20 protein-coding genes are annotated in these 24,400 nt (G+C 69.4%); 15 read left to right on the top strand and 5 right to left on the bottom strand.

Annotation, left to right across the window (positions count from 1 at the left end; genetic code table 11):
- Window positions 1–230 precede the first annotated feature (230 nt).
- From boxA to ACSQ3N_RS22095, 4 genes are all read right to left on the bottom strand, one after another.
- The gene (gene boxA, locus ACSQ3N_RS22110) at window positions 231–1,517 is read right to left on the bottom strand and encodes a benzoyl-CoA 2,3-epoxidase subunit BoxA (protein WP_436147476.1); all 1,287 of its coding nucleotides are present in this window, start codon (window positions 1,515–1,517) and stop codon (window positions 231–233) included.
- A gap of 146 nt (window positions 1,518–1,663) precedes the next feature.
- The gene (boxB, locus tag ACSQ3N_RS22105) at window positions 1,664–3,091 is read right to left on the bottom strand and encodes a benzoyl-CoA 2,3-epoxidase subunit BoxB (protein WP_436147475.1); all 1,428 of its coding nucleotides are present in this window, start codon (window positions 3,089–3,091) and stop codon (window positions 1,664–1,666) included.
- A 123-nt stretch (window positions 3,092–3,214) separates the two neighbouring features.
- Complete coding sequence (gene boxC, locus ACSQ3N_RS22100) at window positions 3,215–4,885, bottom strand: 2,3-epoxybenzoyl-CoA dihydrolase (protein WP_436147474.1); 1,671 nt, start codon at window positions 4,883–4,885, stop codon at window positions 3,215–3,217.
- A 304-nt stretch (window positions 4,886–5,189) separates the two neighbouring features.
- Entirely contained in the window at window positions 5,190–6,131 is a 942-nt protein-coding gene (locus ACSQ3N_RS22095; protein ID WP_436147473.1) for a helix-turn-helix transcriptional regulator, read from the bottom strand.
- A gap of 244 nt (window positions 6,132–6,375) precedes the next feature.
- On the opposite strand from ACSQ3N_RS22095, the gene ACSQ3N_RS22090 reads away from it, so the two are divergent.
- From ACSQ3N_RS22090 to ACSQ3N_RS22075, 4 genes are all read left to right on the top strand, one after another.
- Complete coding sequence (locus ACSQ3N_RS22090; RefSeq protein WP_436147472.1) at window positions 6,376–6,843, top strand: 4-hydroxylaminobenzoate lyase; 468 nt, start codon at window positions 6,376–6,378, stop codon at window positions 6,841–6,843.
- A gap of 98 nt (window positions 6,844–6,941) precedes the next feature.
- The gene (locus tag ACSQ3N_RS22085) at window positions 6,942–8,492 is read left to right on the top strand and encodes a 3,4-dehydroadipyl-CoA semialdehyde dehydrogenase (protein WP_436147471.1); all 1,551 of its coding nucleotides are present in this window, start codon (window positions 6,942–6,944) and stop codon (window positions 8,490–8,492) included.
- 79 nt (window positions 8,493–8,571) lie between these two features.
- Complete coding sequence (locus ACSQ3N_RS22080) at window positions 8,572–10,122, top strand: benzoate-CoA ligase family protein (RefSeq protein WP_436147470.1); 1,551 nt, start codon at window positions 8,572–8,574, stop codon at window positions 10,120–10,122.
- Window positions 10,119–10,943 (top strand): alpha/beta fold hydrolase, encoded by an 825-nt coding sequence (locus tag ACSQ3N_RS22075; RefSeq protein ID WP_436147469.1) that lies wholly within the window; start codon window positions 10,119–10,121, stop codon window positions 10,941–10,943. The genes ACSQ3N_RS22080 and ACSQ3N_RS22075 overlap by 4 nt, the downstream gene beginning before the upstream one ends.
- 107 nt (window positions 10,944–11,050) lie before the next feature.
- Here the strand turns inward: ACSQ3N_RS22075 and ACSQ3N_RS22070 are convergent, their stop codons facing one another.
- Window positions 11,051–11,743, bottom strand: coding sequence for a Crp/Fnr family transcriptional regulator (locus tag ACSQ3N_RS22070; protein WP_436147468.1), 693 nt, complete (start codon window positions 11,741–11,743; stop codon window positions 11,051–11,053).
- Window positions 11,744–11,876: 133 nt separating this feature from the next.
- Between ACSQ3N_RS22070 and ACSQ3N_RS22065 the strand changes: the two genes are divergently transcribed.
- From ACSQ3N_RS22065 to ACSQ3N_RS22015, 11 genes are all read left to right on the top strand, one after another.
- Entirely contained in the window at window positions 11,877–12,800 is a 924-nt protein-coding gene (locus ACSQ3N_RS22065) for a 3-keto-5-aminohexanoate cleavage protein (protein WP_436147467.1), read from the top strand.
- 74 nt (window positions 12,801–12,874) lie between these two features.
- A complete protein-coding gene (locus ACSQ3N_RS22060; RefSeq protein WP_056169065.1) occupies window positions 12,875–13,870 on the top strand; it encodes a Bug family tripartite tricarboxylate transporter substrate binding protein in 996 nt (331 codons plus the stop codon).
- 55 nt (window positions 13,871–13,925) lie between these two features.
- On the top strand, window positions 13,926–14,876 hold the full coding sequence (locus ACSQ3N_RS22055) for a 3-hydroxyacyl-CoA dehydrogenase NAD-binding domain-containing protein (RefSeq protein WP_436147466.1): 951 nt from the start codon (window positions 13,926–13,928) through the stop codon (window positions 14,874–14,876).
- Between the two features lie 59 nt (window positions 14,877–14,935).
- Window positions 14,936–16,735, top strand: coding sequence for a feruloyl-CoA synthase (locus ACSQ3N_RS22050; protein ID WP_436147465.1), 1,800 nt, complete (start codon window positions 14,936–14,938; stop codon window positions 16,733–16,735).
- A 146-nt stretch (window positions 16,736–16,881) separates the two neighbouring features.
- On the top strand, window positions 16,882–17,394 hold the full coding sequence (locus ACSQ3N_RS22045; RefSeq protein ID WP_056167255.1) for a sigma-70 family RNA polymerase sigma factor: 513 nt from the start codon (window positions 16,882–16,884) through the stop codon (window positions 17,392–17,394).
- Window positions 17,391–18,473, top strand: a complete 1,083-nt coding sequence (locus tag ACSQ3N_RS22040) for a FecR family protein (RefSeq protein ID WP_436147464.1) — start codon at window positions 17,391–17,393, stop codon at window positions 18,471–18,473. The genes ACSQ3N_RS22045 and ACSQ3N_RS22040 overlap by 4 nt, the downstream gene beginning before the upstream one ends.
- 253 nt (window positions 18,474–18,726) lie before the next feature.
- Window positions 18,727–21,183, top strand: a complete 2,457-nt coding sequence (locus ACSQ3N_RS22035; RefSeq protein ID WP_436147463.1) for a TonB-dependent siderophore receptor — start codon at window positions 18,727–18,729, stop codon at window positions 21,181–21,183.
- 157 nt (window positions 21,184–21,340) lie between these two features.
- Window positions 21,341–22,963: a PepSY-associated TM helix domain-containing protein gene (locus ACSQ3N_RS22030; protein WP_436147462.1), complete on the top strand. Its 1,623-nt coding sequence runs from the start codon at window positions 21,341–21,343 to the stop codon at window positions 22,961–22,963.
- A gap of 70 nt (window positions 22,964–23,033) precedes the next feature.
- Complete coding sequence (locus ACSQ3N_RS22025; RefSeq protein ID WP_436147461.1) at window positions 23,034–23,684, top strand: nickel uptake transporter family protein; 651 nt, start codon at window positions 23,034–23,036, stop codon at window positions 23,682–23,684.
- 6 nt (window positions 23,685–23,690) lie between these two features.
- Window positions 23,691–24,002, top strand: coding sequence for a DUF3649 domain-containing protein (locus ACSQ3N_RS22020; protein WP_056423003.1), 312 nt, complete (start codon window positions 23,691–23,693; stop codon window positions 24,000–24,002).
- Window positions 23,999–24,361: a DUF3325 domain-containing protein gene (locus tag ACSQ3N_RS22015; RefSeq protein ID WP_436147460.1), complete on the top strand. Its 363-nt coding sequence runs from the start codon at window positions 23,999–24,001 to the stop codon at window positions 24,359–24,361. The genes ACSQ3N_RS22020 and ACSQ3N_RS22015 overlap by 4 nt, the downstream gene beginning before the upstream one ends.
- The last annotated feature ends 39 nt before the right edge of the window (window positions 24,362–24,400 follow it).

Genomic DNA, 24,400 nt, shown 5'->3' with positions numbered 1-24,400 from the left:
AAAGGATCGTATTTTTGGACCGCTCCATTCGGTGTAGGACGGATAAGCAAGCGTGGGACAGCCGCGCCACTCCGGTGTAAGGCCGTGCAACACGCCAAGAACCGATGCACGCAGGGTCTCGTAGCCGGCCTGCAGCGTGCTTTGCCGGCCCCGGAGTTCGTTTGCTATCGAATATATAGCTTAAAAGTGATGCCTATCAAGCGGGAGGGGCAGTTTGAAAGCCCCGCCCCTCAGTACGTCTCCAGGTGCAGCCGCCCCTCGCGCTTGAGCGCCGCGCCTACTTGGCTCCAATCCAGCCCGCTGGCGGTGGCGATGTCGCGCAGGGCCATCACCACGCCTTCTTCCATGCTTTGGAGGCCGCACACGTAGAAATGGCTGCTGCCATCGCGCAGCAGCGCGGCCAGGTCGGCAGCGCGCTCGCGCATCAGGTCCTGCACGTACCGCCGGGGTTGCCCTGCGGTGCGCGAGAACGCGAGGTTGATGTCGATGAAATCCTTGGGCAGGCTTTGCAGCGGGCCGAAGTAGGGCAGCTCTTGCTGGGTGCGCGCGCCGAAGAACAGCAGCAGCTTGCCGCCCTCGAACTTGCCGCTGCTGCGCAGGCGGCGGCGCCATTCGGTCATCGCGCGCATCGGTGCGCTGCCGGTGCCGGTGCAGATCATCACGATGTGCGAGCGCGGGTGGTTGGGCATCAGGAACGAGCTGCCGAACGGCCCCACCACCTGCACCTTGTCGCCCACCTGCAGGTCGCACACGTAGTTGGAGGCCACGCCGCGCACGGCGTGGCCGTCGTGGTCGGTGGTCACGCGCTTGACCGTGAGCGCTAGGTTGTTGTAACCGGGCCGCTCGCCGTTGCGCGGGCTGGCAATCGAGTACTGGCGCGCATGGTGCGCCTTGCCCAGCGCGTCGGTGCCTGGCGGGATGATGCCGATGGATTGCCCCTCCAGCACCGGGAACGGCATGCTGCCGAAGTCGAGCACCACGTGGTGCGTCTCGCTGTCGAAGCCCGCCTCGGTGCAGTTGAGGTTGCCCACCACGGTCGCCGTGGTCGGGCTCTTGGGCGGAAAGAGATTGGTATACGGGTGCGCGGCCGACCAGGGCGGCACCGTGGCGCCGTACTGGGCCGATTGGAAGGCCTGCACGCCGGGCTCCTGCTGCGCACCGGCGGGTGCGGCGTGCTGCAGATCCGTTGCCGCCACTGCGGACGCTGCTGCGCCCTCGGCCGCAAGCTCCTCGTGCGACAGCTCTGCGGGCAGCTCCTCCCACGTCAGCTGCTCTTCGATGCTGTAGGCCCGCGCCAGCGGCATGGCGCGCCAGTTGTCGATGGAGCCCGTGGGGCAGGGCGAGATGCAGGCCATGCAGCCGTTGCACACATCCGCGCGCACGACGTAGTTGTTGTCGTCGTGCGTGATGGCACCCACCGGGCAGGTGGCCTCGCAGGTGTTGCAGCGGATGCAGATCTCGGGGTCGATCAGGTGCTGCTTCAGGATGCCGTTGTCGATCAGCGTGGTGGTATCCATATTTTTCTTCCAGCGAAGGCGTCGAATTCTTGGGCGATGCCTTGGATTGCGCGCGGCCCCGGGCCAGTGCCACCGCGGAACCGGCTCCGCCGGGCCGCCGGTGGCGTCCCCCCTCGGGGGGGAAGCCGCGCAGCGGCTCAGGGGGCTCAACTAAAGCGGACGTATTCAAAGTCGACCGGCTGGCGGTTGATGCCCATCACCGGCGGCGCGATCCAGCCCGCGAACTTGCCGGGCTCCACCACGCGGCCCATCAGCGACGCGACGAACGCAAAGTCCTCGGGTGTGGGCAGCCACTCGGCCTTGCGGGCTGCCCATTCCACGTCGTTCACCACGCGGCCGTCGGGCGACATCTTGATGCCGGCCAGGGCGCCGATCTGGCGGTTAAAGGCCTTGTGCGGCACCGACAGGCGCGTGGGGATGCCGGCTTTTTCCAGCACCTTGTTCCAGCGGCCCACGCCGGCCATCGAGTCCTTGATGAAGTCGTCGCGCAGCACCTCGTTCAGCGCGTTGAGCATGGGCACGTCCTTTTCCAGCAGCTGGCCGTCCTTGACCTCCAGCACCTTGTAGGTCTGGCCCTTGAGGATGTGGTCGTCTGTGCGTTTGCCTTCTTCGTAGCGGCCCTTGAGGCCCGAGCTGTAGAAGATGGCTGCGTTGCTCGACTGGTCGGCGCCGAACAGGTCGATGGTCACGCTGTAGTGGAAGTTCAGGTAGCGCTGCACCGTGCCCAGGTCGATGGCGCCGGCGGCGCGCACCTTGGCCGGGTCGTCGGTTTTCAGCTCGTTCATCACCTGCGCGGTGCGCGCCAGCACGCGCGAGACGCCGGACTCGCCCACGAACATGTGGTGGGCTTCCTCGGTCAGCATGAACTTGGTGGTGCGGGCCAGCGGGTCGAACGCGCTTTCCGCCAGGGCCGAGAGCTGGAACTTGCCGTCGCGGTCGGTGAAGTAGGTGAACATGAAGAACGCCAGCCAGTCGGGCGTTTTTTCATTGAAAGCGCCGAGGATGCGTGGGTTGTCCTGGTCGCCCGAGGTGCGCTGCAGCAGCGCCTCGGCTTCTTCCCGGCCGTCGCGGCCGAAGTGCTTGTGCAGCAGGTAGACCATGGCCCACAGGTGGCGGCCTTCTTCCACGTTGATCTGGAACAGGTTGCGCAGGTCGTACATGCTGGGTGCCGTGAGGCCCAGGTGGCGCTGCTGCTCCACCGATGCGGGCTCGGTGTCGCCCTGCGTCACGATGATGCGGCGCAGGTTGGCGCGGTGCTCGCCGGGCACGTCCTGCCACGCCTTCTCGCCCTTGTGGTCGCCGAAGTGAATCTCGCGGTTGGCGTCACCCGGGTTCAGGAAGATGCCCCAGCGGTAGTCGCGCATCTTCACGTGGCCGAACTGTGCCCAGCCCTGCGGGTCCACGCTCACGGCGGTGCGCAGGTAGACCTCGTGGTCGGTCGAGCCCTCGGGGCCCACGTCGTCCCACCAGTTGATGAAGTTGGGCTGCCAACCTTCGAGCGCGCGCTGCAGCGTGCGGTCTTCGCCGAGGTTGACGTTGTTGGGGATCTTCTCGCTGTAGTTGATCGTGCTCATGGCCAGTCCTTCAAGTGGAGGTTCATATCCGTTCGGCCTGAGCTTGTCGGAGGCTTGCGCAGGGCCTCGACAAGCTCAGGCTGAACAGGTGGGGTGGTCAATCGGTTGGGCGGGGGGTTGGGGTCAGACGCGGTTCAGATCGAAGCCGGCTTTTTCACCGGTACCGTAGACCTTGAGCGCACCCTTGTCGCCCACGGCGTTGGGGCGGTTGAAGATCCAGTTCTGCCAGGCGGTCAGGCGGCCGAAGATGCGCGTGTTCATGTTTTCCTTGCTGGCAAAGCGCAGGTTGGCCTCCAGCCCGGTGAGCGAGTCGGGCGACATGGCGGCGCGCTCTTCGATGGCGATGCGGATCTCGTCGTCCCAGTCGATGTCGTCCGGGGCGGCGGTCACCAGGCCCAGGGCCAGCGCGGCGTCCGCATCCAGCGGCGCGCCGGCCGCAGCGCGCGCGGCTTCCAGCGGCGCGGCTTCTTCGTAGAAGCGGCGCTGCAGGCGGCTTTGGTCGTTCACCATCGGCAGCAGCCCGAAGTTGAACTCGTTGAGCGTGAGTTTGGGCGCGCGCTCGGCATCGTCGGGCAGGGCCAGCATGTAGGTGCGGTCGGCGGCCAGCGCCAGTTCGGCCAGCGATCCTGCAAAGGCCGAGCCCGACTCCACCAGCGCGAACAGGCTGCGCGACGATACGTCCAACCGTGCGAACGTGCGGCGCAGCGCGCCGATGGTCTCGCGCACCAGCCAGTGGTCCTGGTGAGCGATCAGCGTGGCGTCGCTGGCCAGCACGGCCTGGGCGTCGCCCTCGGTCTTGAGCAGCCAGGTGCCGATGTCGAGTTCGTTGGTGCGCAGGTTCAGGATGGCGTCGTCCAGCTGGCGCGCCAGGGCCAGCGGCCACCAGGCGGCGCCTGCGGCCTCGATGCCGGCGATGTCCGTGTGTTGCGCGCCGGTGGGCGCCTTCAGCGTGAGGGTGGCCGTGCGGCGGGTGCGGTCGATGTCGACGCTGACATGGGCGTAGCGCAGGCTGTCGGCGCCTTCTTCGCGCTCCACGCGGGTCAGGGCCACGCCGTTTGCGTTGGCTGGGCGGTGGCTGCCTTGGGCCAGGCGCGCCGCCGCGTCATCGACGGCGGCCGCGAACTGCGCCGGCTTGGCGATGCGGTCCACCAGTCGCCAGTCCACCGCGCGCTGGCCGCGCACGCCTTCCACGCTGGTGCAGAAGATGTCGGCCAGGTCGTGGCGCACGTGGCGCTTGTCGGTCACGCGGGTCAGGCCGCCGGTGCCGGGCAGCACGCCCAATAGCGGCACTTCAGGCAGCGACACGGCCGACGAGCGGTCGTCCACCAGCACGATCTCGTCGCAGGCCAGGGCCAGCTCGTAGCCGCCGCCCGCGCAGGCGCCGTTCACGGCGGCGACGAACTTCAGGCCCGAGTGCTTGGAGGAGTCCTCGATGCCGTTGCGCGTCTCGTTGGTGAACTTGCAGAAGTTCACCTTCCAGGCGTGGCTGGAGACACCCAGCATGAAGATGTTGGCGCCCGAGCAGAAGATGCGGTCCTTGGCGCTGGTGACGATCACCGTGCGCACACCCGGGTGCTCGAAGCGCACGCGGTTGAGCGCGTCGTGCAGCTCGATGTCCACGCCCAGGTCGTAGCTGTTGAGCTTGAGCTTGTAGCCGGGGCGGATGCCGCCGTCTTCGGCAATGTCGAGCGACAGGCGGGCAATGGGGCCATCCACCGCCAGCTTCCAGTGGCGGTACTGCGTGGGGTCGGTGCGGTAGTCAACGCGGGCGGGTGCGGTGGTCTGGGCGGTCATGGGGCGTCTCCGTCAAATCTTGCAACAGGAATAATAATGCATCAATTGATCTGTTGATGTGCATCATGGTGCATGTTTGCGGGCAAGTCAATGCATGCGCGAATTTTTCGAGGATTTTTGTGGCCGCCGGGCGAGTGGGTCGCGCCGATGAGCCGGTCAGCAGGCGACGTCGGGGCGTGCCCGGACACGGGCGGACGCAGGCCCACGTGAAGGGCTGCACCGGCGGAAGGGGCGGAAGGGGCGGAAGGGGTGGAAGGGGTGCGCGGCCCCAGAGGCCCCGCGTCCCGCGTCTACCAGCTGGGTGTCAGTCGGGTCGGTCGACCATGAGCCTGCGCACCCCGGTGCGCAGCTGCCGCAGGCTGTCGTCCACAGCCTGCCCCGAGGTGTCGATGGTCAGGTCCGCCTTCGAATAGAAGGCTGCCCGGCCTTCCAGGATGCGGCGCAGGTCGTCCATGGCTTCCTTGCTGGCGGCCATGGGGCGCATGTCGCCCTGGGCCAGCACGCGGCCCATGTGCTCCTCGGGCGCGGCGCGCAGCCACACCGTGGTGCAGTGCGCCAGCAGCTCGTTGAAGGTGGCGGGGTCCGAGACGATGCCGCCGGGCGTGGCGATCACCACCTCGCTGTGGATCTGCACGATCTCCTCAAGCGCGCGGCGCTCGTAGCGGCGGTACGCGGTGGTGCCGTACAGGTCGTGGATCTCGCGCACGCTGCAGCCCGCCAGGGTTTCGATCTCGCGGCTCAGCTCGATGAACGGCACGTCCAGGTCGCGCGCCAGCAGGGGGCCCAGGGTGGACTTGCCCGCGCCGCGCAGCCCCACCAGCGCAATGCGCCGGTGGCGTGCCGTGTCGCTGGCGCCGCTGTTCAGCAGCTCGTGCAGGGCCAGCCGGGCGCGGCGCAGCTCGGGCTCGCTGCGGTGCTCCAGCAGCTCGCGGATCAACAGCCATTCGGGCGATCGGGTGGTGAAGTCGCCCACCAGTTCGGCCAGCGAGCAGTGCAGCGCGCCGGCCACCTGCTGCAGCACCAGGATGGACGCGTTGCCCGTGCCGTACTCCAGGTTGGCCAGGTGCCGCTCCGACACATCGGCCGCCACCGCCACCGCCTTGCGCGTGAGCCCGCGCTGCGCACGCAGGTTGCGCACCCGCTCGCCCAGCGCGGCCAGCAGAGGGTTGCGGGCTTCCTCGGTTGGCCCGGGCGCGCCCTCTCCGTGGGCGGGGCGCAGGGTGGCCGTGTCTTCTTGCTCGTTCATGTCCATCCTCATCCTCGTTCACATCGGCTGCGGCGCGACATTTTGCTGTGCGGCACTGGGCGGATTCCCGCCGCCCCAGCGCGTAGGGGAAAACGCCATGCATGCACTATAGTGCTTGACAGTGCATCAAGCATTACTTATTGTTCATGTGAAAGCAACATACTGCACATTGGGGAATCCGACAAGAACAGATCTCCAGCAACGTGCACGCTGTCCCCATTGTCCCAGCCACCCACGAGCCGCCATGTCCGATAAAGCAGCATTTCATCAAGCCCTGGCCGCACTGACCGGACAGATCGCAGGCCGAAGCCTGGACGGGGACCTGCAAACCTGGCTCAACCAGACCCACGGGCCGGGCAGCGCCGCCTACCAACAGCTCAAGTCCTGCTGCATGACTGGCGTGGCGCAGGGCTGGCTGTGCGAGCGCGAGGGCGGCGGCATCCGCTACGGCCGCGTCTTCAAGGCAGACAAGGCGCTGCACCGCTTCTCGGTGGATGTGGTGGACATGCAGGACATCGCCGGCCCGCACCACACCCATCCGCTCGGAGAGATCGACCTGATCATGCCGCTCGAAGGTGACGCCACCTTCGACGGGCACCCTGCCGGCTGGTGCGTGTACCCGCCCGGCAGCGCCCACCGCCCCACCGTGGCCCAGGGCCGCTCGCTGGTGCTCTACCTGCTGCCCGAGGGGCAGATTCAATTCACGCGCTGAAGGCACGGCGGGCTCGCCGCCCGACTTGTCCGCTGCATCGCTGCCGCCACCGACATCGCCACCGCGGGCGCTGCCGACCACCTGCAAGAAAGATCCCCATGACCGAACTGCTCCCCAACTACGCTGCCGGACGCTGGCAAACCGGCCAGGGCCCGGGCGCCGTGCTCCAGGACCCGGTGCTGGGCCACGACCTGGTGCGCGTGGATGCCACGGGCCTCGACCTGCCCGAGGCCTTCCGGTTCGCCCGCGAACAGGGCGGCTCGGCCTTGCGTGCGTTGACCTACCGGCAGCGCGCCGCGCTGCTGGGCGCCGTGGTCAAGGTACTGCAAACCCACCGCGACGCGTACTACGAGATCGCCACGGCCAACAGCGGCACGGTGAAGAACGACTCCGCCGTGGACATCGACGGCGGCATCTTCACGCTGGGCCAGTACGCCAAATGGGGCGATGCGCTGGGCGATGTGCGCGCGCTGCGCGATGGCGACGCCGCCCGGCTCGGCAAGGAGCCCGTGTTCCTGTCGCAGCACCTGCAGGTGCCCGCGCGCGGCGTGGCGCTGTTCATCAACGCCTTCAACTTCCCGGCCTGGGGCCTGTGGGAAAAGGCGGCGCCCGCGCTGCTCTCCGGCGTGCCGGTGATCGTCAAGCCCGCCACGTCCACCGCCTGGCTCACGCAGCGCATGGTGCGCGACGTGGTCGATGCGGGCGTGCTGCCGGCGGGCGCGCTGTCGGTCATTGCGGGCAGCTCCGCCGGGCTCATGGACCAGCTCGCGCCGTTCGACGTGGTCTCGTTCACCGGCTCGGCCGACACGGCCGGCATCATCCGCGCGCACCCCGCGGTGGCCCGGCGCTCGGTGCGCGCCAACATCGAGGCCGACAGCCTCAACAGCGCCCTGCTGCTGCCCGATGCGGCGCCCGGCAGCGACGCCTTCAACCTGCTGGTGCGCGAAGTGGTGCGCGAGATGACCGTCAAGTCGGGCCAGAAATGCACCGCCATCCGCCGCATCCTGGTGCCGGCGGGCGTGTACGGCGCTGCGGCCGAGGCCATCGGCGCCAAGCTCGCAGGCGTGACGGTGGGCAACCCCCGCAACGACGGCGTGCGCATGGGCTCGCTCGTCAGCACCGCCCAATTGCACGCCGTGCGCGAGGGGCTGGCGCAGCTGCGCGCCCACGCCGACATCCTGCACGACGGCCGGCAGGCGCAGCTGGTGGACGCAGACCCCGCCGTGGCGGCCTGCATCGGCCCGGTGCTGCTGGGTGCGCGCGACGCCGATACGGCGGCCGTGGTGCACGACGTCGAGGTGTTCGGCCCGGTGGCCACGCTGGTGCCTTACCGCGATGTGGACCATGCCCTGGCGCTCGCACAGCGCGGCCAGGGGTCGCTGGTGGCATCGCTGTACGGCGCCGACGAGGCCGCGCTGGGGCATGCCGCCGTGCAGCTCGCAGCCAGCCATGGCCGCGTGCACGTGGTGACGCCCGACGTCGCGCAGGCCCACACCGGCCACGGCAACGTGATGCCCATGTCGCTGCACGGCGGCCCGGGGCGTGCGGGCGGCGGGGCGGAGCTCGCGGGCCTGCGGGCGCTGGGCTTCTACCACCAGCGCAGCGCCGTGCAGGCCAGCCCTGGTGTGCTGGCCGCGCTGGGCCTGTGACCGCCCAGGCGCAGACCACGGCAGCCGCCAGCCAGCTCGCAGCACCAGAAAAACGCCAGCGAACCACGGAGACATCGCCATGACCAACCTGCCAGAGCGTTTCAACTTTGCACAGCACCTGTTCGACCTGAACCGCGACCACGCGCAGCGCACGGCCTACATCGACGACCGCGGCACGCTGAGCTACGGCGACCTGCAGGACCGCGCCCGGCGCCTGGCCGCTGTGCTGGTGGATGCCGGCCTGCGCCGCGAAGAGCGGGTGCTGATGCTCATGCACGACACCAGCGACTGGCCCGTGTGCTTTCTGGGTTGCCTGTACGCCGGCGTGGTGCCCGTGGCGGTGAACACGCTGCTCACGGCGGACGACTACGCCTACATGCTGGGCCACAGCCGCGCCCAGGCCGTGCTGGTGTCGGGCGCGTTGCTGCCCGTGCTGCACAGCGCCATGGCGCTCGGCCCGCACGAGGTGGCCGCGCTGTGGGTGTCGCAGCCCACGCAGGCGGTCGGCAGAGGGGCCGTGGCGCTGGACGAGGCCATTGCCTATGCGCAGCCGCTGCCTGCGCCGGCCGCCACCGGGCCCGACGACCCGGGCTTCTGGCTGTACTCGTCGGGCTCCACTGGCAAGCCCAAGGGCACGGTGCATACCCACGGCAATCTCTGGTGGACGGCCGAGCTGTACGGCAAGCCCGTGCTGGGCCTCACGCGCGACGATGTGTGCTTCTCGGCGGCCAAGCTCTACTTCGCGTACGGGCTGGGCAATGCGCTCACCTTCCCTTTGTCGGTGGGCGCCACCGTGGTGCTGATGGCCGAGCGGCCCACGCCCGACGCCACCTTTCAGCGATGGGTGGCGCACCAGCCCACAGTGTTCTTCGGCGCGCCTACGGGCTTTGCCGGCATGCTCGCATCGCCCCGCCTGCCAGCGCGCGCACAGGTGGCGCTGCGCATGTGCTCATCCGCCGGCGAGGCGCTGCCCGCCGAGATCGCCCAGCGCTTCAAGGCGCATTTCGGCTGCGACATCATCGACGGCATCGGCTCCACCGAGATGCTGCACATCTTCTTGTCCAACCGCCCGGGCGACATCCGCTACGGCAGCACCGGCAAGCCCGTGCCCGGCTACGACATCGCGCTGCGCGGCGAGGACGGCGGCCCCGTGGCCGACGGCGAGGTGGGCGACCTGTACATCCGCGGCCCCAGCGCTGCCCTGATGTACTGGAACAACCGCGACAAGACGCGCGACACCTTCCAGGGCGGCTGGACCAAGAGCGGCGACAAGTACGTGCGCGACGCGGACGGCTACTACACCTACGCCGGGCGCAGCGACGACATGCTCAAGGTCAGCGGCATCTACGTCTCGCCCTTCGAGGTCGAAGCCACGCTGATGCAGCACACCGCCGTGCTCGAGGCTGCAGTCATCGGCGTGCTGGATGACGAGGGGTTGACCAAGACCAAGGCCTTTGTGGTGCTCAAGGACGGCCAGGCGGCGACGGACGACGAGCTCAAGGCCTTCGTCAAGGACCGCCTGGCGCCGTACAAGTACCCGCGCTTCATCGAGTTCGTGCCCGAGCTGCCCAAGACCGCCACCGGCAAGATCCAGCGCTTTCGCCTGCGCGAGCAGGAGGCCCGCGCATGAGCGCCACGGCCAGCTCCGGCGGCCCGGCGTCTTTAGCCAGCATCTCCTGGCGGGGGCAGGCCGTGCAGGTCGAGTACCAGTGGATAGCGCCCGAGCGCACGCAGGCACCGCTGGTGGTCTTTTTGCACGAAGGCCTGGGCTCGGTGGCGATGTGGAAGGACTTCCCGGCGCAGCTGTGCGCGGCGGGCGGGTTTCGGGGCCTGGTGTTCTCGCGCCCTGGCTATGGCCGCTCCACGCCACGTGCGCCCGATGAGCACTGGGGCGTGGACTTCATGCACCGCCAGGCTGAGGAGGTACTGCCCGCGCTGCTGCAGGCCCTGGGCGTGGTGGAAGCGCCCTGGCTCTTCGGCCACAGCGACGGAGCGTCCATCGCGCTGCTGTACGCAGCGAAGTTTCCGAGCCACGTGGCCGGCCTGGTGCTGCTGGCCCCGCACATCTTTGTCGAGGACGTGACCATCGCCAACATCGAGCTGGCGCGCACGGCCTATGAAACCACCGACCTTCGAAGCAAGCTTGGCCGCTACCACGACGACGCGGACTCGGCCTTCTGGGGCTGGAACCGCATCTGGCTCGACCCCGCATTTCGCGCGTGGAACATCGAAGCGGACATCGCCGCCGTGCGCGCCCCCGTGCTGGCCGTGCAGGGCCTGGACGACGAATACGGCACGCTGGCGCAAATCCGCGACATTGCCGAAAGGGTGCCTGGCACGCAGTTGCTGGAGCTTGAAGGATGCGCACATTCACCGCACCGTGACCGGCCCGGGGACGTGATCGCCGAGACGGTGGCGTTCATCCATGGAGCATGTGACACACGACCTTGAGTGCACGTGAACGCCACCATCACCATTCCCACCGTTCGGGCTGAGCTTGTCGAAGCCAGGTACAGCGCTTCAACAAACTCAGCGTGAACGGCTGCGGGTCGGTGAAATTACTCCACCCGCCGGCGCAAGCTCTCCAGGTCCACCACGGTAATCCCCCCGTACTCGATCTGCAGCACGCCCTCGGCCTCCAGCCGCTTCAGGGCCGCGTTGCAGCGCTGGCGCGACACGCCCGACAGGTTGGCGATCTCCTCCTGCGACACCTGCAGGTGCGGGTCGCTGCCGGGGTGCAGAAAAGGGTGGAACAGCCCCGCCAGTGCACGCGCCACCTGGCTGTCGGTGTCCATGAGGTGGTGGGCCGTGAAGTTGCCCAGGAACCAGTGCATGCGCTCGTTGATCTGGCGCAGCAAAAAGTGGTCGAAGCTGCGCTCGGTGGCGTGCAGCCATTCAAAAGTCTCCACCGGCAGAAGCGCCACGCGGCTGGGGCGCAGCGCAATGATGTCTGCCGTGCGCTCCACGCCGCGCAGCAGCGTGCCCTCGCCGAACCAGCTGCCCGCCGACAGCCCGCCCAGCGTCACGGAGCGGCCGTTGTCGGACGTCACCGTCCACTTGAGCAGCCCTTCGATCGCGCCGTACCAGTGGCGGGGCACGTCGCCGCGCCGGCACAGCGCGCTGCCTTGCGGCACATCGACCTCGCGCAGTTCATCGAGCACGCGCTGCTGGGCCGGGGCGTCCAGCACCGGGAACCAGGCCGAGTCGGCCAGAAGCTCGGCCACCGTGGGCGGCGCCTTGTTGACCAGCATGGTGAAGCGTTCTCCAACGGGCAGGGCCGCACGGTTCCTCGTATACCCTGAGTCCAAATGTCATCGCAATGACTGAGTATGCAAGCGCCCGAAAAAATAATGCGTGCACTACCATTTTCCCTCAGCCGATGCCATGACAAAGCGCAAAGTCATCGTGACCATCGCCCCCACCGGCGGCATGGCGCACAAATCGCAGAACCCGCACCTGCCCACCCAGCCCGCCGAGATCGCCGAGGACGTGCAGCGCTGCTGGAACGCCGGGGCCAGCGTGGTGGCCATCCATGCGCGCAGGCCCGATGACGGCGCCACCTGCAACGCCGACATCTACCGCGACATCAACACCCGCATCCGCGCCAAGGGCTGCGACATCGTCATCAACAACTCCACCGGCGGCGGCGTGCACGGCGACATGGTCAGGCCGCTGCCCGGCAACCGCTGGGAGATCGCCTGGGAAGAGCGCATCAAGGGCATGGACGCAGGCGCCGAGATGTGCACCCTGGACGCCACCACGCTCAACCTGAGCTTCGACGGCCGCGAGATCCTGATGGACACCCCCCTGAGCCGCGGCCGCGAGCTGGCCGCCGGCATGAAGGCGCGCGGCATCAAGCCCGAATGGGAGGTCTTCAGCCCCACCCACATCCTGCAGGACACCACCACCCTCATCGACGAGGGGCATGACGACGACGGTCCGCATTTCATCAACCTGGTGATGAACGTGCACCGCGCCTTCCAGAACGCCATGCCGTACTCGCCGCGCCACCTGCAGATGATGGTGGACACGCTGCCCAAAAACAGCCTGTTCTGCGTGAGCGGCATCGGCCCCTCGCAGCTCGAAGCCAATGTCGCGGCCCTGCTGCTGGGCGGCCATGCGCGCGTGGGCCTGGAGGACAACCTCTACTACCGCCACGGCGAGCTGGCCACCAACGTGCAGCTCACCGAACGCATCGTGCGCGTGATCCGCGAGCTGGACATGGAGCCCGCCACACCCGCCGAGGCCCGCGCGCTGATGGGCCTGCCGCGCGTGGGCGGCCCCCGCCCTGAATTCGCGCCGCACTGAACGGCACCATCCCGCCACCGCATCCATCGCCGCCGCACCCATCCCCACCAGAAAGAAAGAGGAGACAAGAAATGATGAAGCCGACACGCCGCCAATTCATGCACCACGTGGGTGCTGCCACCGCGCTCGGGGCCCTCGCGCCCTGGAGCGCCTTTGCGCAGACCATCGAGCAGGTCAAGATCCTGTATGGCTTTCCGGCCGGCAGCGCGGGCGACAGCGTCGCGCGGCGCGTGGGTGAAAAGCTGGCGGGCTCCGCGTACACCCGCAACAGCGCCGTGGTGGAGAACAAGCCCGGCGCGGGCGGCCGCATCGCACTGGAGTCGCTCAAGGGCGCACCGGTGGACGGCAGCGTGCTCACGCTCTCGCCGTTCTCGTGCACGTCGATCTACCCGCACATCTACAGCAAGCTGAGCTACGACCCGGTGAAGGATTTCGTGCCCGTGTCCATCGGCGCGGTCATGCACCATGGCCTGGCCGTGGGCCCGCTGGTGCCGGCTTCGGTCAAGACCGTGAAGGACTACCTGGCCTGGGCCAAGGCCAACCCGGGCCAGGCCAACTACGGCTCGCCCGCCGCGGGCTCCACGCCGCACTTCATCGGTGCGCTGCTGGGGATCAACAACGGCGTGGACCTCAAGCACGTGCCGTACCGCGGCTCCATTCCCGGCGTGACCGATGTGGTGGGCGGGCAGATCGCGTCCATGGTCACCCCGAGCGGCGACTTCATCCCCAACCACAAGGCGGGCAAGCTGCGGCTCATCGCCACGTCCGGCCAGGCGCGTTCGCCGTTCTCGCCCGAAGTGGCGACCTTTGCGGAACAGGGCTTCCCCGAGCTCACGACCGAGGAATGGTTCGGCTTCTACGCCCCCGCCCGCACGCCGGCCAGCGTGGTGGCCGCCGCCAATGCAGCCATCAACCAGGCCATCAAGGAAAAGGCCGTGATCGACAGCCTGGCCGTCGTGGGCCTGATCGCCAAGGGGTCGACCCAGGCCGAGATGGCAGCGTCGCAGCAGGCGGAGTTCGAGCGCTGGGGGCCGCTGGTCAAGAAGATCGGGTTCACGGCAGAGTCTTGAACAGGTCTTGACGCACCCCTGAGCCGCTGCGCAACAACGACAAGGAAAATCTTCGATGGATTCGACAGTGAAGCGCGTGGCCGTGGTGGCCACCGGCGTTATCGGCGCCAGCTGGGCGGCCTACTTTCTGGCGCGGGGGCTGGATGTGGAGGCCACCGACCCCGCAGAAGGCGCCGAGCAGCGGTTGCGCGAAGCGGTGGCCCGCCACTGGCCCGCACTGGAGCAACAAGGGCTGGCACCCGGCGCCAGCATGGCCCGGCTGCGGTTTCACGCGCGGCTCGAAGATGCAGTGGCGCAAGCGGACTTCGTGCAGGAGAACGGTCCGGAGCGCGTGGACTTCAAGGCCGACCTGATGCGCCGCATCGACGCGGCGGCACCCCCGCACGCCATCGTGGCGTCCAGCTCGTCGGGCCTGTCGGTGTCGGCCATGCAAGCGCAATGCGCCCGGCCGGAGCGCGTGGTGCTGGGGCACCCGTTCAACCCGCCGCACATGATCCCGCTGGTCGAGGTGGGCGGGGGCGGCAAGACATCGCCCGAGGCCGTCGCTGCCGCAATGGCCTTCTACACCGCCATCGGCAAGCGCCCCATCCATGTGCGCCGCGAGATCCTGGGCCACATCGCCAACCGCCTGCAGGCCGCACTGTGGCGCGAGGCGTTCCACCTGGTGAACGAAGGCGTGGCCAGCGTGGCCGACATCGACACCGCCATCGCCCAGGGCCCCGGCCTGCGGTGGGCGCTGATGGGGCCTTTCATGAACCTGCACCTGTCCGGCGGCGACGGCGGCATGGCCCATCTGCTGGCCCACCTGGGCGGCCCCATCGAAGGCTGGTGGGACGACCTGGGCGCGCCGCACATGACGCCCGAGCTGCAGCGCCGCGTGGTCGAGGGTGTGGACCAGGCGCTCGGCGGGCGCACCCAGGCAGAGCTGGCGCAGGCGCGCGACGCCCTGCTCATCGGCCTGCTGCGCGCCAAGAGCGCATCCCCCGGGCTGGACACACCGACCTGATGCGCCGGGCGCTCCCCATCACCTGCCTCACCCAGACACCGCCAGAGAGACACCACGCCATGCACCCCGGATTCCTTGACGACGACACCCAGATCGCGCTGGCATTGACCACCCAGACCCGTGCAGACGACGGCTCGATCAAGCTGCAGTCCCCCGTGCCGCTGGGCGACTATGCGCGCTGCATCGGCGAGTGGCTGGAGCACTGGGCGCGCGAGACGCCCGACGCGCTGGCCCTGGCCGAGCGCGATGAAAAAGGTGAGCACTGGCGCCGCCTGACGTATGGCGAGTTGCGCCGCGCCGTGGGCGCCGTGGCGCAGTCGCTGCTCGACCTGAAGCTGCCGGCCGACCGCCCCGTGGCGATCCTGTCGGACAACGCGGTGGACCACGCGGTGCTCATGCTCGCGGCGATGCATGTGGGCCTGGCCTCGTGCTCGCTGTCCAGCGCCTACGCGCGCTCCAAGGACTCCACTCGGCTGCACAGCATGCTCGCGGCGCTCGGGCCGTCGCTGATCTACGCGTCCGATGCCCGGGCGTACGCACCGGCCTTGGCAGGCTATGCATCGGACGCGCTGCAGGTGTTCAGCCGCCACGCCGACGAGGTGCCGGGCGCGCTGCCGTTCGCACAGTTGCTGCAGGGCGTGGAGACCCCGGCCGTGCGCCAGGCGTTCGACGCCATCGCGCCCGACGACCATGCCAAGTACCTGCTGACGTCAGGCTCCACCGGCCGGCCCAAGGTGGTCATCAACACCCACCGCATGCTCTGCGCCAACCAGCAGATGATGGCCCAGACCTGGCCCTTCCTGACCCACGAAAAACCGGTGCTGGTGGACTGGCTGCCGTGGAGCCACACCTTTGGCGGCAACCACAACCTGAACATGGTGCTGTGCCACGGCGGCACGCTCTACATCGACGAAGGGCGGCCCGTACCCGGGCTCATCGAGAAGACGGTGCGCAACCTGCGCGACGTGAAGCCCACGATGCTGTTCAACGTGCCGCGCGGCTTCGATATGCTGCTGCCCTTCCTCGAAGCGGACGAGCAACTGGCCGCCGAGGTCCTGTCGCGCATGCGGCTGGCCTTCTATGCGGCTGCGGCGCTCGCGCCGTCCACCTGGCAGCGGCTCGAAGCACTGGCCCTGCGCGTGCGGCCCGCGCAGCCGCTGTGGCTGACCACCTCCTGGGGCTCCACCGAGACGTCGCCCGCCGTCACCAGCGCGCACTGGCGGCTGGAGAAGGCCGGCTGCATCGGCGCGCCGCTGCCCGGGCTGGCGCTCAAGCTCGTGCCCAACGGCAGCAAGCTGGAGATGCGGGTCAAGGGCGTGTCGGTGTTTCCGGGCTACCGCAACGCGCCGGCCGAGACGGCGGCCGCGTTCGACAGCGAGGGCTTCTACCGCATCGGCGACGCCGGCTACCTGGTGGACCCCGAGCGGCCCGAGCGTGGCGTGGTCTTCAACGGACGGGTGGCCGAAGACTTCAAGCTCTCCAGCGGCAGCTGGGTGTCGGTGGGCACGCTGCGCGTGGAGCTGATCTCGCAGCTCGCGCCGCTGGTGCAGGACATCGTGCTCACCGGCCACAACCACGACGAAGTGGGCATGCTGGTGTTCCCGTCGGCAGCGGGCGCGGCCGACCCTGCGAAGCTCACCGCCGCCCTGCAGGGCGTGATGCGGGCCCGGCGCAACGCCGGCGCGGGCTCGTCGCAGTGCCCCACGCGCGCCCTGGTGCTGGCGCAGCCGCCCGATGCGGACAGCGGCGAGATCACCGACAAGGGCTACATCAACCAGGGCGCGGTGCTGGCGCGGCGGGCCGCCGACGTGGCGCTCCTGCAGGCCAGCCCGGTGGACGAACGGGTCATCACCGGCTAGTCCATCTTTACAAACCGGGGCAGGCCCAAGTCCTTACAATATGAGAATCATTCTTATTAGCCACGGGCCTGACCACACTGCGCCCCCAGCCGTCCCGGTCCCGAACCTGCTGCGTTCGGGCCGCCCTTTGTCAGGCTGCGTGCGCCGTGGTTGCCCACTATTACCAAGAACTGCTGAACTACTTTGCCCGCATGGTGCGCAGCCGCGACACGGCGGCAGACCTGGTGCACGAGGCCTACGCGCGCGTGCTGGCGCTGCAGCGCAGCGGCGAGGCCGTGGCCCAGCCGCGCGCGCTGCTGTACCGCACCGCGCGCAACCTGCTCATTGACCAGCACCGCCGCCATGTGGTGCGGGGCACGGTGCCTTCGGAGGCCGACGACAGCCTGCCTGACGTTGCCGAATTGCCCGCACCCGCCGTGTGCGAGCCCGAAGCCGCCTTCACCTCCGCGCAAGGCGTGGCCTCGATGATCGCCACCATCGAATCGCTGCCGCTGCGTTGCCGCGAAGCGTTCATCCTGCACAAGTTCGACGGGCTGTCGCAGGCCGAGGTGGCCGCGCAGATGGGCATCTCGCGCAAGATGGTGGAGCAGCACATAAAGCGCGCCATGGTGGCCTGCCGCGCGTGCCGTGCCACCGCGCAGGGGGAGGAGCAGCCATGAGCGCGCAGTCCCCCATGCCCATGCCGGACGGCGCCAACGACTGCATCGACGCCATCGACCACATCGACGGTGAAGCCTTGGACTGGCTCGTGCGCAGCCAGGGCGCACCGGATGCCGCCACGCTGCAGGCCCTGCGCGCGTGGCGCGACGCCGACCCGCGGCATGCGGCGGCGCTGGCGCGCTGGCAGCAGGACTGGCGCGCGCTCGACGCATTGCCCGCAGCGGCAGTCCGGCAGCTGCGCGCGGGCTTGACGCAGGACAAGGCCCGTGCCGGCGCACCGGCCCGCCCACGTGCATGGACCTGGAGTTGGAACTGGAGTTGGGGGCAGGGCGCCGCCACGGCCGCATCGGTCTGCCTGGTGGCTGCTGCCACGGTCATGGGCTACCACCACTGGCAGCAGCAACCCGTGTATGAGCAGGCCCTCTCCACCGGCCTGGGCCAGCAGTCCGAGGTGCACCTGCCCGATGGCAGCACCGTGCGCCTGGACACCAACACCCGCCTGGACGTCACCTTCCGCCGCCAGCGCCGCGAGGTGGTGCTGCCGGAAGGGCAGGCCGTGTTCAGGGTGCAGGGCGATGCCGCGCGGCCGTTCGACGTGCTGGCAGGGCCCTTGCGCATCACGGTGGTGGGCACCCGGTTCTCGGTGCGCTACACGCCCGGCGTGCCGGGCGACGCTGGTGTGCGCGTGGCGGTGGAAGAGGGCCGCGTGCGCGTGGCGCGCGCTGCCGATGCCGGGCCCGAGGTGGTGGAGCTGACCGCAGGCCAGCAGGTGCGCAGCGCTGCGGACGGCCACCTTGCCGCCATCGCCGCGGTGCCCGCTGCGGGCATTGCACCCTGGCGCGATGGGCGGGTGAGCTTTGACGACACGCCCTTGTCGCAGGCGCTGGCCGAGTTCGCCCGGTACGGCTCCACGCAACTCGTGGTGCGCGACCCCGGTGTGGGCGCGCTGCGCCTGACCGGCACGTTCGACCCGCGGGGGCTCGATAACTTCACCCGGTCCCTGCCCAGCGTGCTGCCCGTGCAGCTGCGCGCGCACGGCGCGGTCACCGAGATCGTGGCCGCGCCTCACCCCCAATAGCTGCCCGTAGTAGCCACTGCCGGTAGCGGCGGGCAGCAGGCCATTGCTGGCCGTTCCTGGCCGCCCGCCGCTGGCGGATGGGTCTGCGCGCCTGTGGGCCCTGCACGCCCCGCCTGCCCTGCACAGGGCCCCGCATCTTTTTTCAAAAAACTTGGCCCACCGACCTAGGGGGATGGCTTCGGCCTGCGTCTACATGAGAAGGCGTCTTATTCAAACATCCATTCCAACATCCGTTTCCAGGGAGATCTCTCACATGCCCCGCACCCGATTCCGGCCCGCCCCGTTGGCCCTGGCCGCCGCGCTCAGCCTGGTGGCCATGGGCGCCAGCGCCCAGGTGGCGCCCGCCGCCACGCAGCCCGCCGTGGCGCTCAGCATCGCGGCCCAGCCGCTGGCCCAGGCGCTCAACGACCTGGCGCGCCAGTCGCGCATGGAGCTCATGGTGCAGCCCGCACTGGTGGCCGGGCGCTCGGCGCAGGCCGTGAACGGGTCACTCACGGTGCGCGAGGCGCTGGACCGGCTGCTCGCCGGCTCGGGCCTGGTGGGCGTGATCGAAGGCACCAGCATCGTGGTGCGCAGGCCGCCTGCGGCGGCTTCATCGGGTGCTGCGGGTGCTGCCGGCGAGACCAGCCTGGCCGAAGTGCGGGTACAGGCCCAGGCCGAGCCCAGCGCGCTCACCGAGCACAGCGGCTCCTACACCACGCGCCAGGCGGGCACGTCCACGCCGCTCGCCCTGTCGCTGCGCGAGACGCCCCAGTCGGTCAGCGTCATCACGCGCCAGCGCATGGAAGACCAGGGCCTGACGCAGCTGTCCGACGTGGTCGCGCAGACGCCCGGGCTGGTGTTCAGCCAGAGCGGCAACCAGGGCTCGGACACCTCGCCCATCTACTCGCGCGGCTTCTCGGTCAATACCTACATGATCGACGGCGTCCGCCAGACGGACTCCAACTACTCGAGCATCTTCCAGACCAACGACATGGCGATGTTCGACCGCGTGGAAGTGGTGCGCGGCGCCTCGGGCCTGATGAACGGCATCGGCACGCCGGGCGCGGCGATCAACATGATCCGCAAGCGGCCCACCGCCGACTTCCAGGCCTCGGTGCGGGCCGAGGCGGGCTCGTGGAACCATGTGCGGACCGAGGCGGACATCGCCGGGCCCATCAACGCGTCGGGCAGCGTGCGGGGCCGCCTGGTGGCCGCCGCGCAGGACAACGACTCCTACATCGACCGCCTGAAGGAGCGCAAGAAGCTGCTCTACGGCGTGGTCGAGGCCGACCTCACCGCACAGACGCAGTTGCTGGCTGGCGCTTCGGTGCAGCACCACGACGCCACGGGCCATGCGCGCGGCGGCCTGCCGGCCTACTACTCCGACGGCACGCGCACGCAATGGAGCCGCTCGGCCTCGGCCGCGCCGCCCTGGGCTTATTCCAAGCGCCACTACACCTCCGTGTTCGCGGCGCTGGAGCACCGCTTCAGCGACGACTGGAAGGTCAAGGCTACGGCCACCCGCACCAACAACTTCTACGATGAGCTGATCGGCTACGCCAGCGGCGGCGCGCCGGTGCGCGCGACGGGCGCGGGTGTCACGCTGTGGGCGGGCCGCTGGAGCGCCACGCCCCGCCAGGACAGCCTGGACGTGCAGACCACGGGCCGCTTCGACCTGCTGGGCCGCAAGCACGACGTGGCCTTCGGCGCGCAGATGTCGCGCACCAGCTACGACGCGCCGTCGTACACCAACTGGACGCACGCGGGCTGGAGCAGTGCCATCGGCAACATCTTCACCTGGGACGGCACCTCGCCCGCCGCGCCGCCCAACCCCAGCATCGGCCGCAACACGTCGGACGAACGCCTGAACAGCGCCTACGCCACCGTGCGCTTCAAGCCCACGGATGCGCTGGCCGTGCTGGCCGGCGCGCGCGTGGTGGACTGGAGCCGCGCGCAGACCAGCACCCGCTTTTCCACCGGCGCCACCACCGCCAACAACCGCTACGAAAGCGGCGAGGTCACCCCGTACCTGGGCCTGGTCTACGACATCGACCGCAACTGGTCGGCCTACACCAGCTTCACCACCATCTTCACGCCGCAGAGCCTGCGCCTGGCCAACGGCGACTACATGGACCCGCAGACGGGCGACAGCTTCGAGCTGGGCGTGAAGGGCGCGTTCCTGAACGACCGCCTCAACGTCTCGGGCGCCATCTACAAGGCGCGGCAGGACAACCTGGGCGTGGCCATTCCCAACGTGTTCGCCCCGGACGGAAGCCAGGCTTACGAGGCCGTCTCGGGCACCAGCACGCGCGGCTTCGAGGTCGAGGCCACGGGCGAGGTGCGCCCGGGCTGGCAGGTCGCGGCGGGCTTCTCGCGCAACCTCACGCAGGACCGCCTGCGCACCCGCCTGCTCACCGACGTGCCGCAGAACACGGCCAAGCTGTTCACCAGCTACCGCATCGCGGGCATCGGCAAGGGCCTGACCGTGGGCGGCGGCCTGCGCTGGCAGAACCAGATCTACCGCGACAACCAGGGCGCCGCGCGCGTGCGGTTCACGCAGCCCGCGTATGCGGTGGTCGACCTCATGGTTCGCTACGCCATCACCGACACGGTGGCCGTCACGGCCAACCTGCGCAACGCCCTCGACAAGGTGTACTACACCTCGGTCGGCAACTCGTACTACGGTGCGCCGCGCAGCCTGCAGGTGGCGCTGGACGTGCGGTTCTGATGCACCCCCTGAGTCGCTTTGCGCCGTCCCCCTGGAAGGGGGCCGCTCCCAGCGCGGCGGGGCGGCCCTTGCGCGGGAGCCCTGGCCTGTGTTGCGCCAGTTTTACCGGCAGGGGGTGATGCATGCCATCGCATCGCTGCAACCGGAGTGATCTGCCATGAAAGAAGGCTTTCGCCAGTGCATGGCTTGGCTGCACACCTGGGTCGGGCTGGTGGTGGGCTGGGTGCTGTTCTTCGTGTTCGTGACGGGCACGGCCGGCTACTTCGCGCACGAGATCGACCGGTGGATGCGCCCCGAGCTGCCCCTGGCGACCGATGCCGCGACAGTGGACCCGCACCGGGCGGTCGCGCTGGCGCAGGCCTACCTGCAGGCCAACGCGCCGCCACAGTCGCAGGACTGGTCGGTGCAGCTGCCTGGCCAGCGCGGCAGCAGCGCACTGAGCGTGAGCTGGCGCGAGCCGCCCGCCGACGGCAAGCCCGGCGCGCGCGGCCGCTTCGTGCGCCGAACGCTCGACCCGGCCACCGGCCAGGCAGCCGCCGAGCCCGTGGTGCGCAGAACCGGCGGCGGCCACCTGCTGTACCGCATGCACTACATGCTGCACTACGTGCCGTACGACGTGGCGATCCGCCTGGTGGGCGTGTGCACCATGCTGATGCTCATGGCCGTGGTGACCGGGGTCATCACCCACAAGAAGATCTTCGTGGACTTCTTCACCTTCCGGCCGGGCAAGGGGCAGCGCTCGTGGCTGGACGCGCACAACATCATCAGCGTGACGGCGCTGCCGTTCTTTCTGATGATCACGTACAGCGGGCTGGTGTTCTTCCTGTTCCAGTACATGCCGGCGGGCCTGGCGGCCAGCCACTATGCGGGCAACGCGCAGGTGTTCTACGACGACCTGCTGCAGCGACCGGCCGCTGTGGATGCCACTGCTTCCGCGCAGCCGCTCACCGCTTTGGCGCCGCTGGTGGCCCAGGCCGAGGCGCAGTGGGGCGCGGGCCAGGTGGCGCGCGTGGGCGTGCAGCAGCCCGGGCGCGCCGATGCCGACGTGCAGCTGGTGCGCGTGGCGGGCGGGCAGATTGCCGGCAGCGACCGGCTGCGCTTTGATGCCAGCACGGGCGAGGCCCTGCCGCCCAAGGCCGAAGACGGCGCGGCCCGCGAGACGCAAGACGTCCTGCTGGCCCTGCACGAAGGCCGCTTTGCCGGGCCCGTGCTGCGCTGGCTGTACTTTGCGAGCGGCCTCTTGGGCTGCGCGATGATCGCCACCGGCTTGGTGCTGTGGACGGCCAAGCGCCGCGCCCAACAGGACAAGCGGGCCAAGGCGGGCGGCAAGCCCGAGTTCGGCTTTCGGCTGGTGGAGTGCCTGAACATCGGCACCGTGGCCGGCCTGCCCGTGGCCGTGGCCGCGTACTTCTGGGCCAACCGCCTGATCCCGGCGGACTTCGCCACCCGCCGCGAGTGGGAGGCGCACGTGCTCTTCATCACCTGGGGCGTGCTGCTGCTGTACCCGGCCTTGCGCACGCCGCTGCGCGCGTGGCTCGAATCGCTGTGGCTGGCCGCCGCGGCGTTTGCGCTGCTGCCCCTGCTCAACGCACTGACCACCGACCGCCACCTGGGCGTCACCCTGCCTGCGGGCGACTGGGTGCTCGCCGGGTTCGACCTCACCATGCTGGCGCTGGGCGTGTGCCTTGCGGTCGCTGCACGCCGCGTGCACCGCCGGCAGCGCGCTGCGGCGGAGCCCGCACGCGCCCGTGGTGCCGTGGTCGCCGGTGCCGCCCTCTAGCGCGCCGCAGTGCTTCTTCCCCGATTTCTCTTTCTGCTTTTTCTTCTTCTCGATCTTCAAAGGAGTCTCCATGTTCAAGAAAACCCTGCTCGCCGTCGCCCTGTCCGGCATCGCCCTGACTGCCGCTGCCCACCAGCTGTGGCTGGAGCGCGATGCCACCGGCCCGGTGCGTGTGTACGTGGGCGATGCCGACAGCGAGCACGACAAGGGCGCCGAAGTGGCCAAGCTGGCCGCCACCACCCAGGTCTTCACCACCGACCGCCAGCAGACGGCCAAGCTCACCGCCAAGGAGGAATTCCTGGAGGCCGACGTGGCCGCTGCCGGCGACGTGCGCCTGTCCAACGACCAGGTCTGGAAGCCCTGGAAGGCCAAGGACGGCAGCTTCCAGGCCGCCGTGTTCAACGCGCGCGCCGGCCGCAGCGAGACGCAGGCCGTGCTCGACTACGAACTGGTGCCCGTCACGGCGGGTGGCAACACCTTCACGCTGGTGTTCAAGGGCCAGCCCGTGGCGAACAAGACCGTCACGGTGATCACGCCCGACAAGTGGACCAAGGGCTTCAAGACCGATGGGGCCGGCCGCGTCGACGTGCCGGTGAACGGCAAGGGCCGCTACGTGCTCGTCAGCACCCACGAGGCACCTGCAGTGGGCGATGTGGTCATTGCCGGCCAGAAGGTCGCCAAGCTGGGCTACACCACCACGCTGACCTTCGTCGCGCAGTAAGCCGCCATGGCCACCGCACACGCAGGCTCTGCCGCGCGCTACCGCTGCATGGTGGCCAGCCGCGCCCTGGCGGCGGCCCTGGGCGGCTATGCGCTGGCGTCGCTGTTCACCGCGGTGCTGGCCGTGGGGCTGCCCCGCGTGTCGGATACCAGCCGCGCCAGCGCGCTGCTCACGGCCACCCTGCTCAGCTTTGCGGTGTATGCGGCGGCGGTGATCTGGGCCTTCAGCGCACGCAGCGCACTGCGCGCCTGGATGGGCCTGGCCGTGCCGTCGGCCGTGCTGGCCGCTGCGCTGTGGGCGCTGAAGGCGAGCGTATGACAGCGGTGGGCTGGGCGGCGCCGCTGGCCGCGCTCACGCTGTCGTTCAGCGGCATGGCGGGCCTGGCGCTGGCCATGGACCGCCACCACGAACAGGTCACCGGCCGCGCCGAGGTGCCGCGCACACGGCGCCGGGTGCTGCGCTGGGCGGGCAGCCTGCTGCTGGCGCTGTCCCTGGCCGCCAGCATCGGGGCCTGGGGCGCCACCGTGGGGCTGACCGCCTGGTGCGGCCTTCTCACGGCGGGCGGCCTGCTGGTGGGTGTCCTGCTGACCTACGCGCCGCACCTGGCGGTGCGGGTGTCGGCGGCCACGGTGCTGGTGGCGGGCGTGTGCCTTGTGGGGTCCGCTGGCGGGCTGTAGGCACCGGCGGCGCCGCTTGGGGGGCGTCGGCAAAAAAAG

The sequence above is a fragment of the Acidovorax sp. LjRoot194 genome, from assembly GCF_964253015.1.
Lineage (GTDB): Bacteria > Pseudomonadota > Gammaproteobacteria > Burkholderiales > Burkholderiaceae_C > Acidovorax.
The sequence above is the reverse complement of the archived record's forward strand: the minus strand, read 5'-3'. Positions and strand labels throughout refer to the sequence as shown.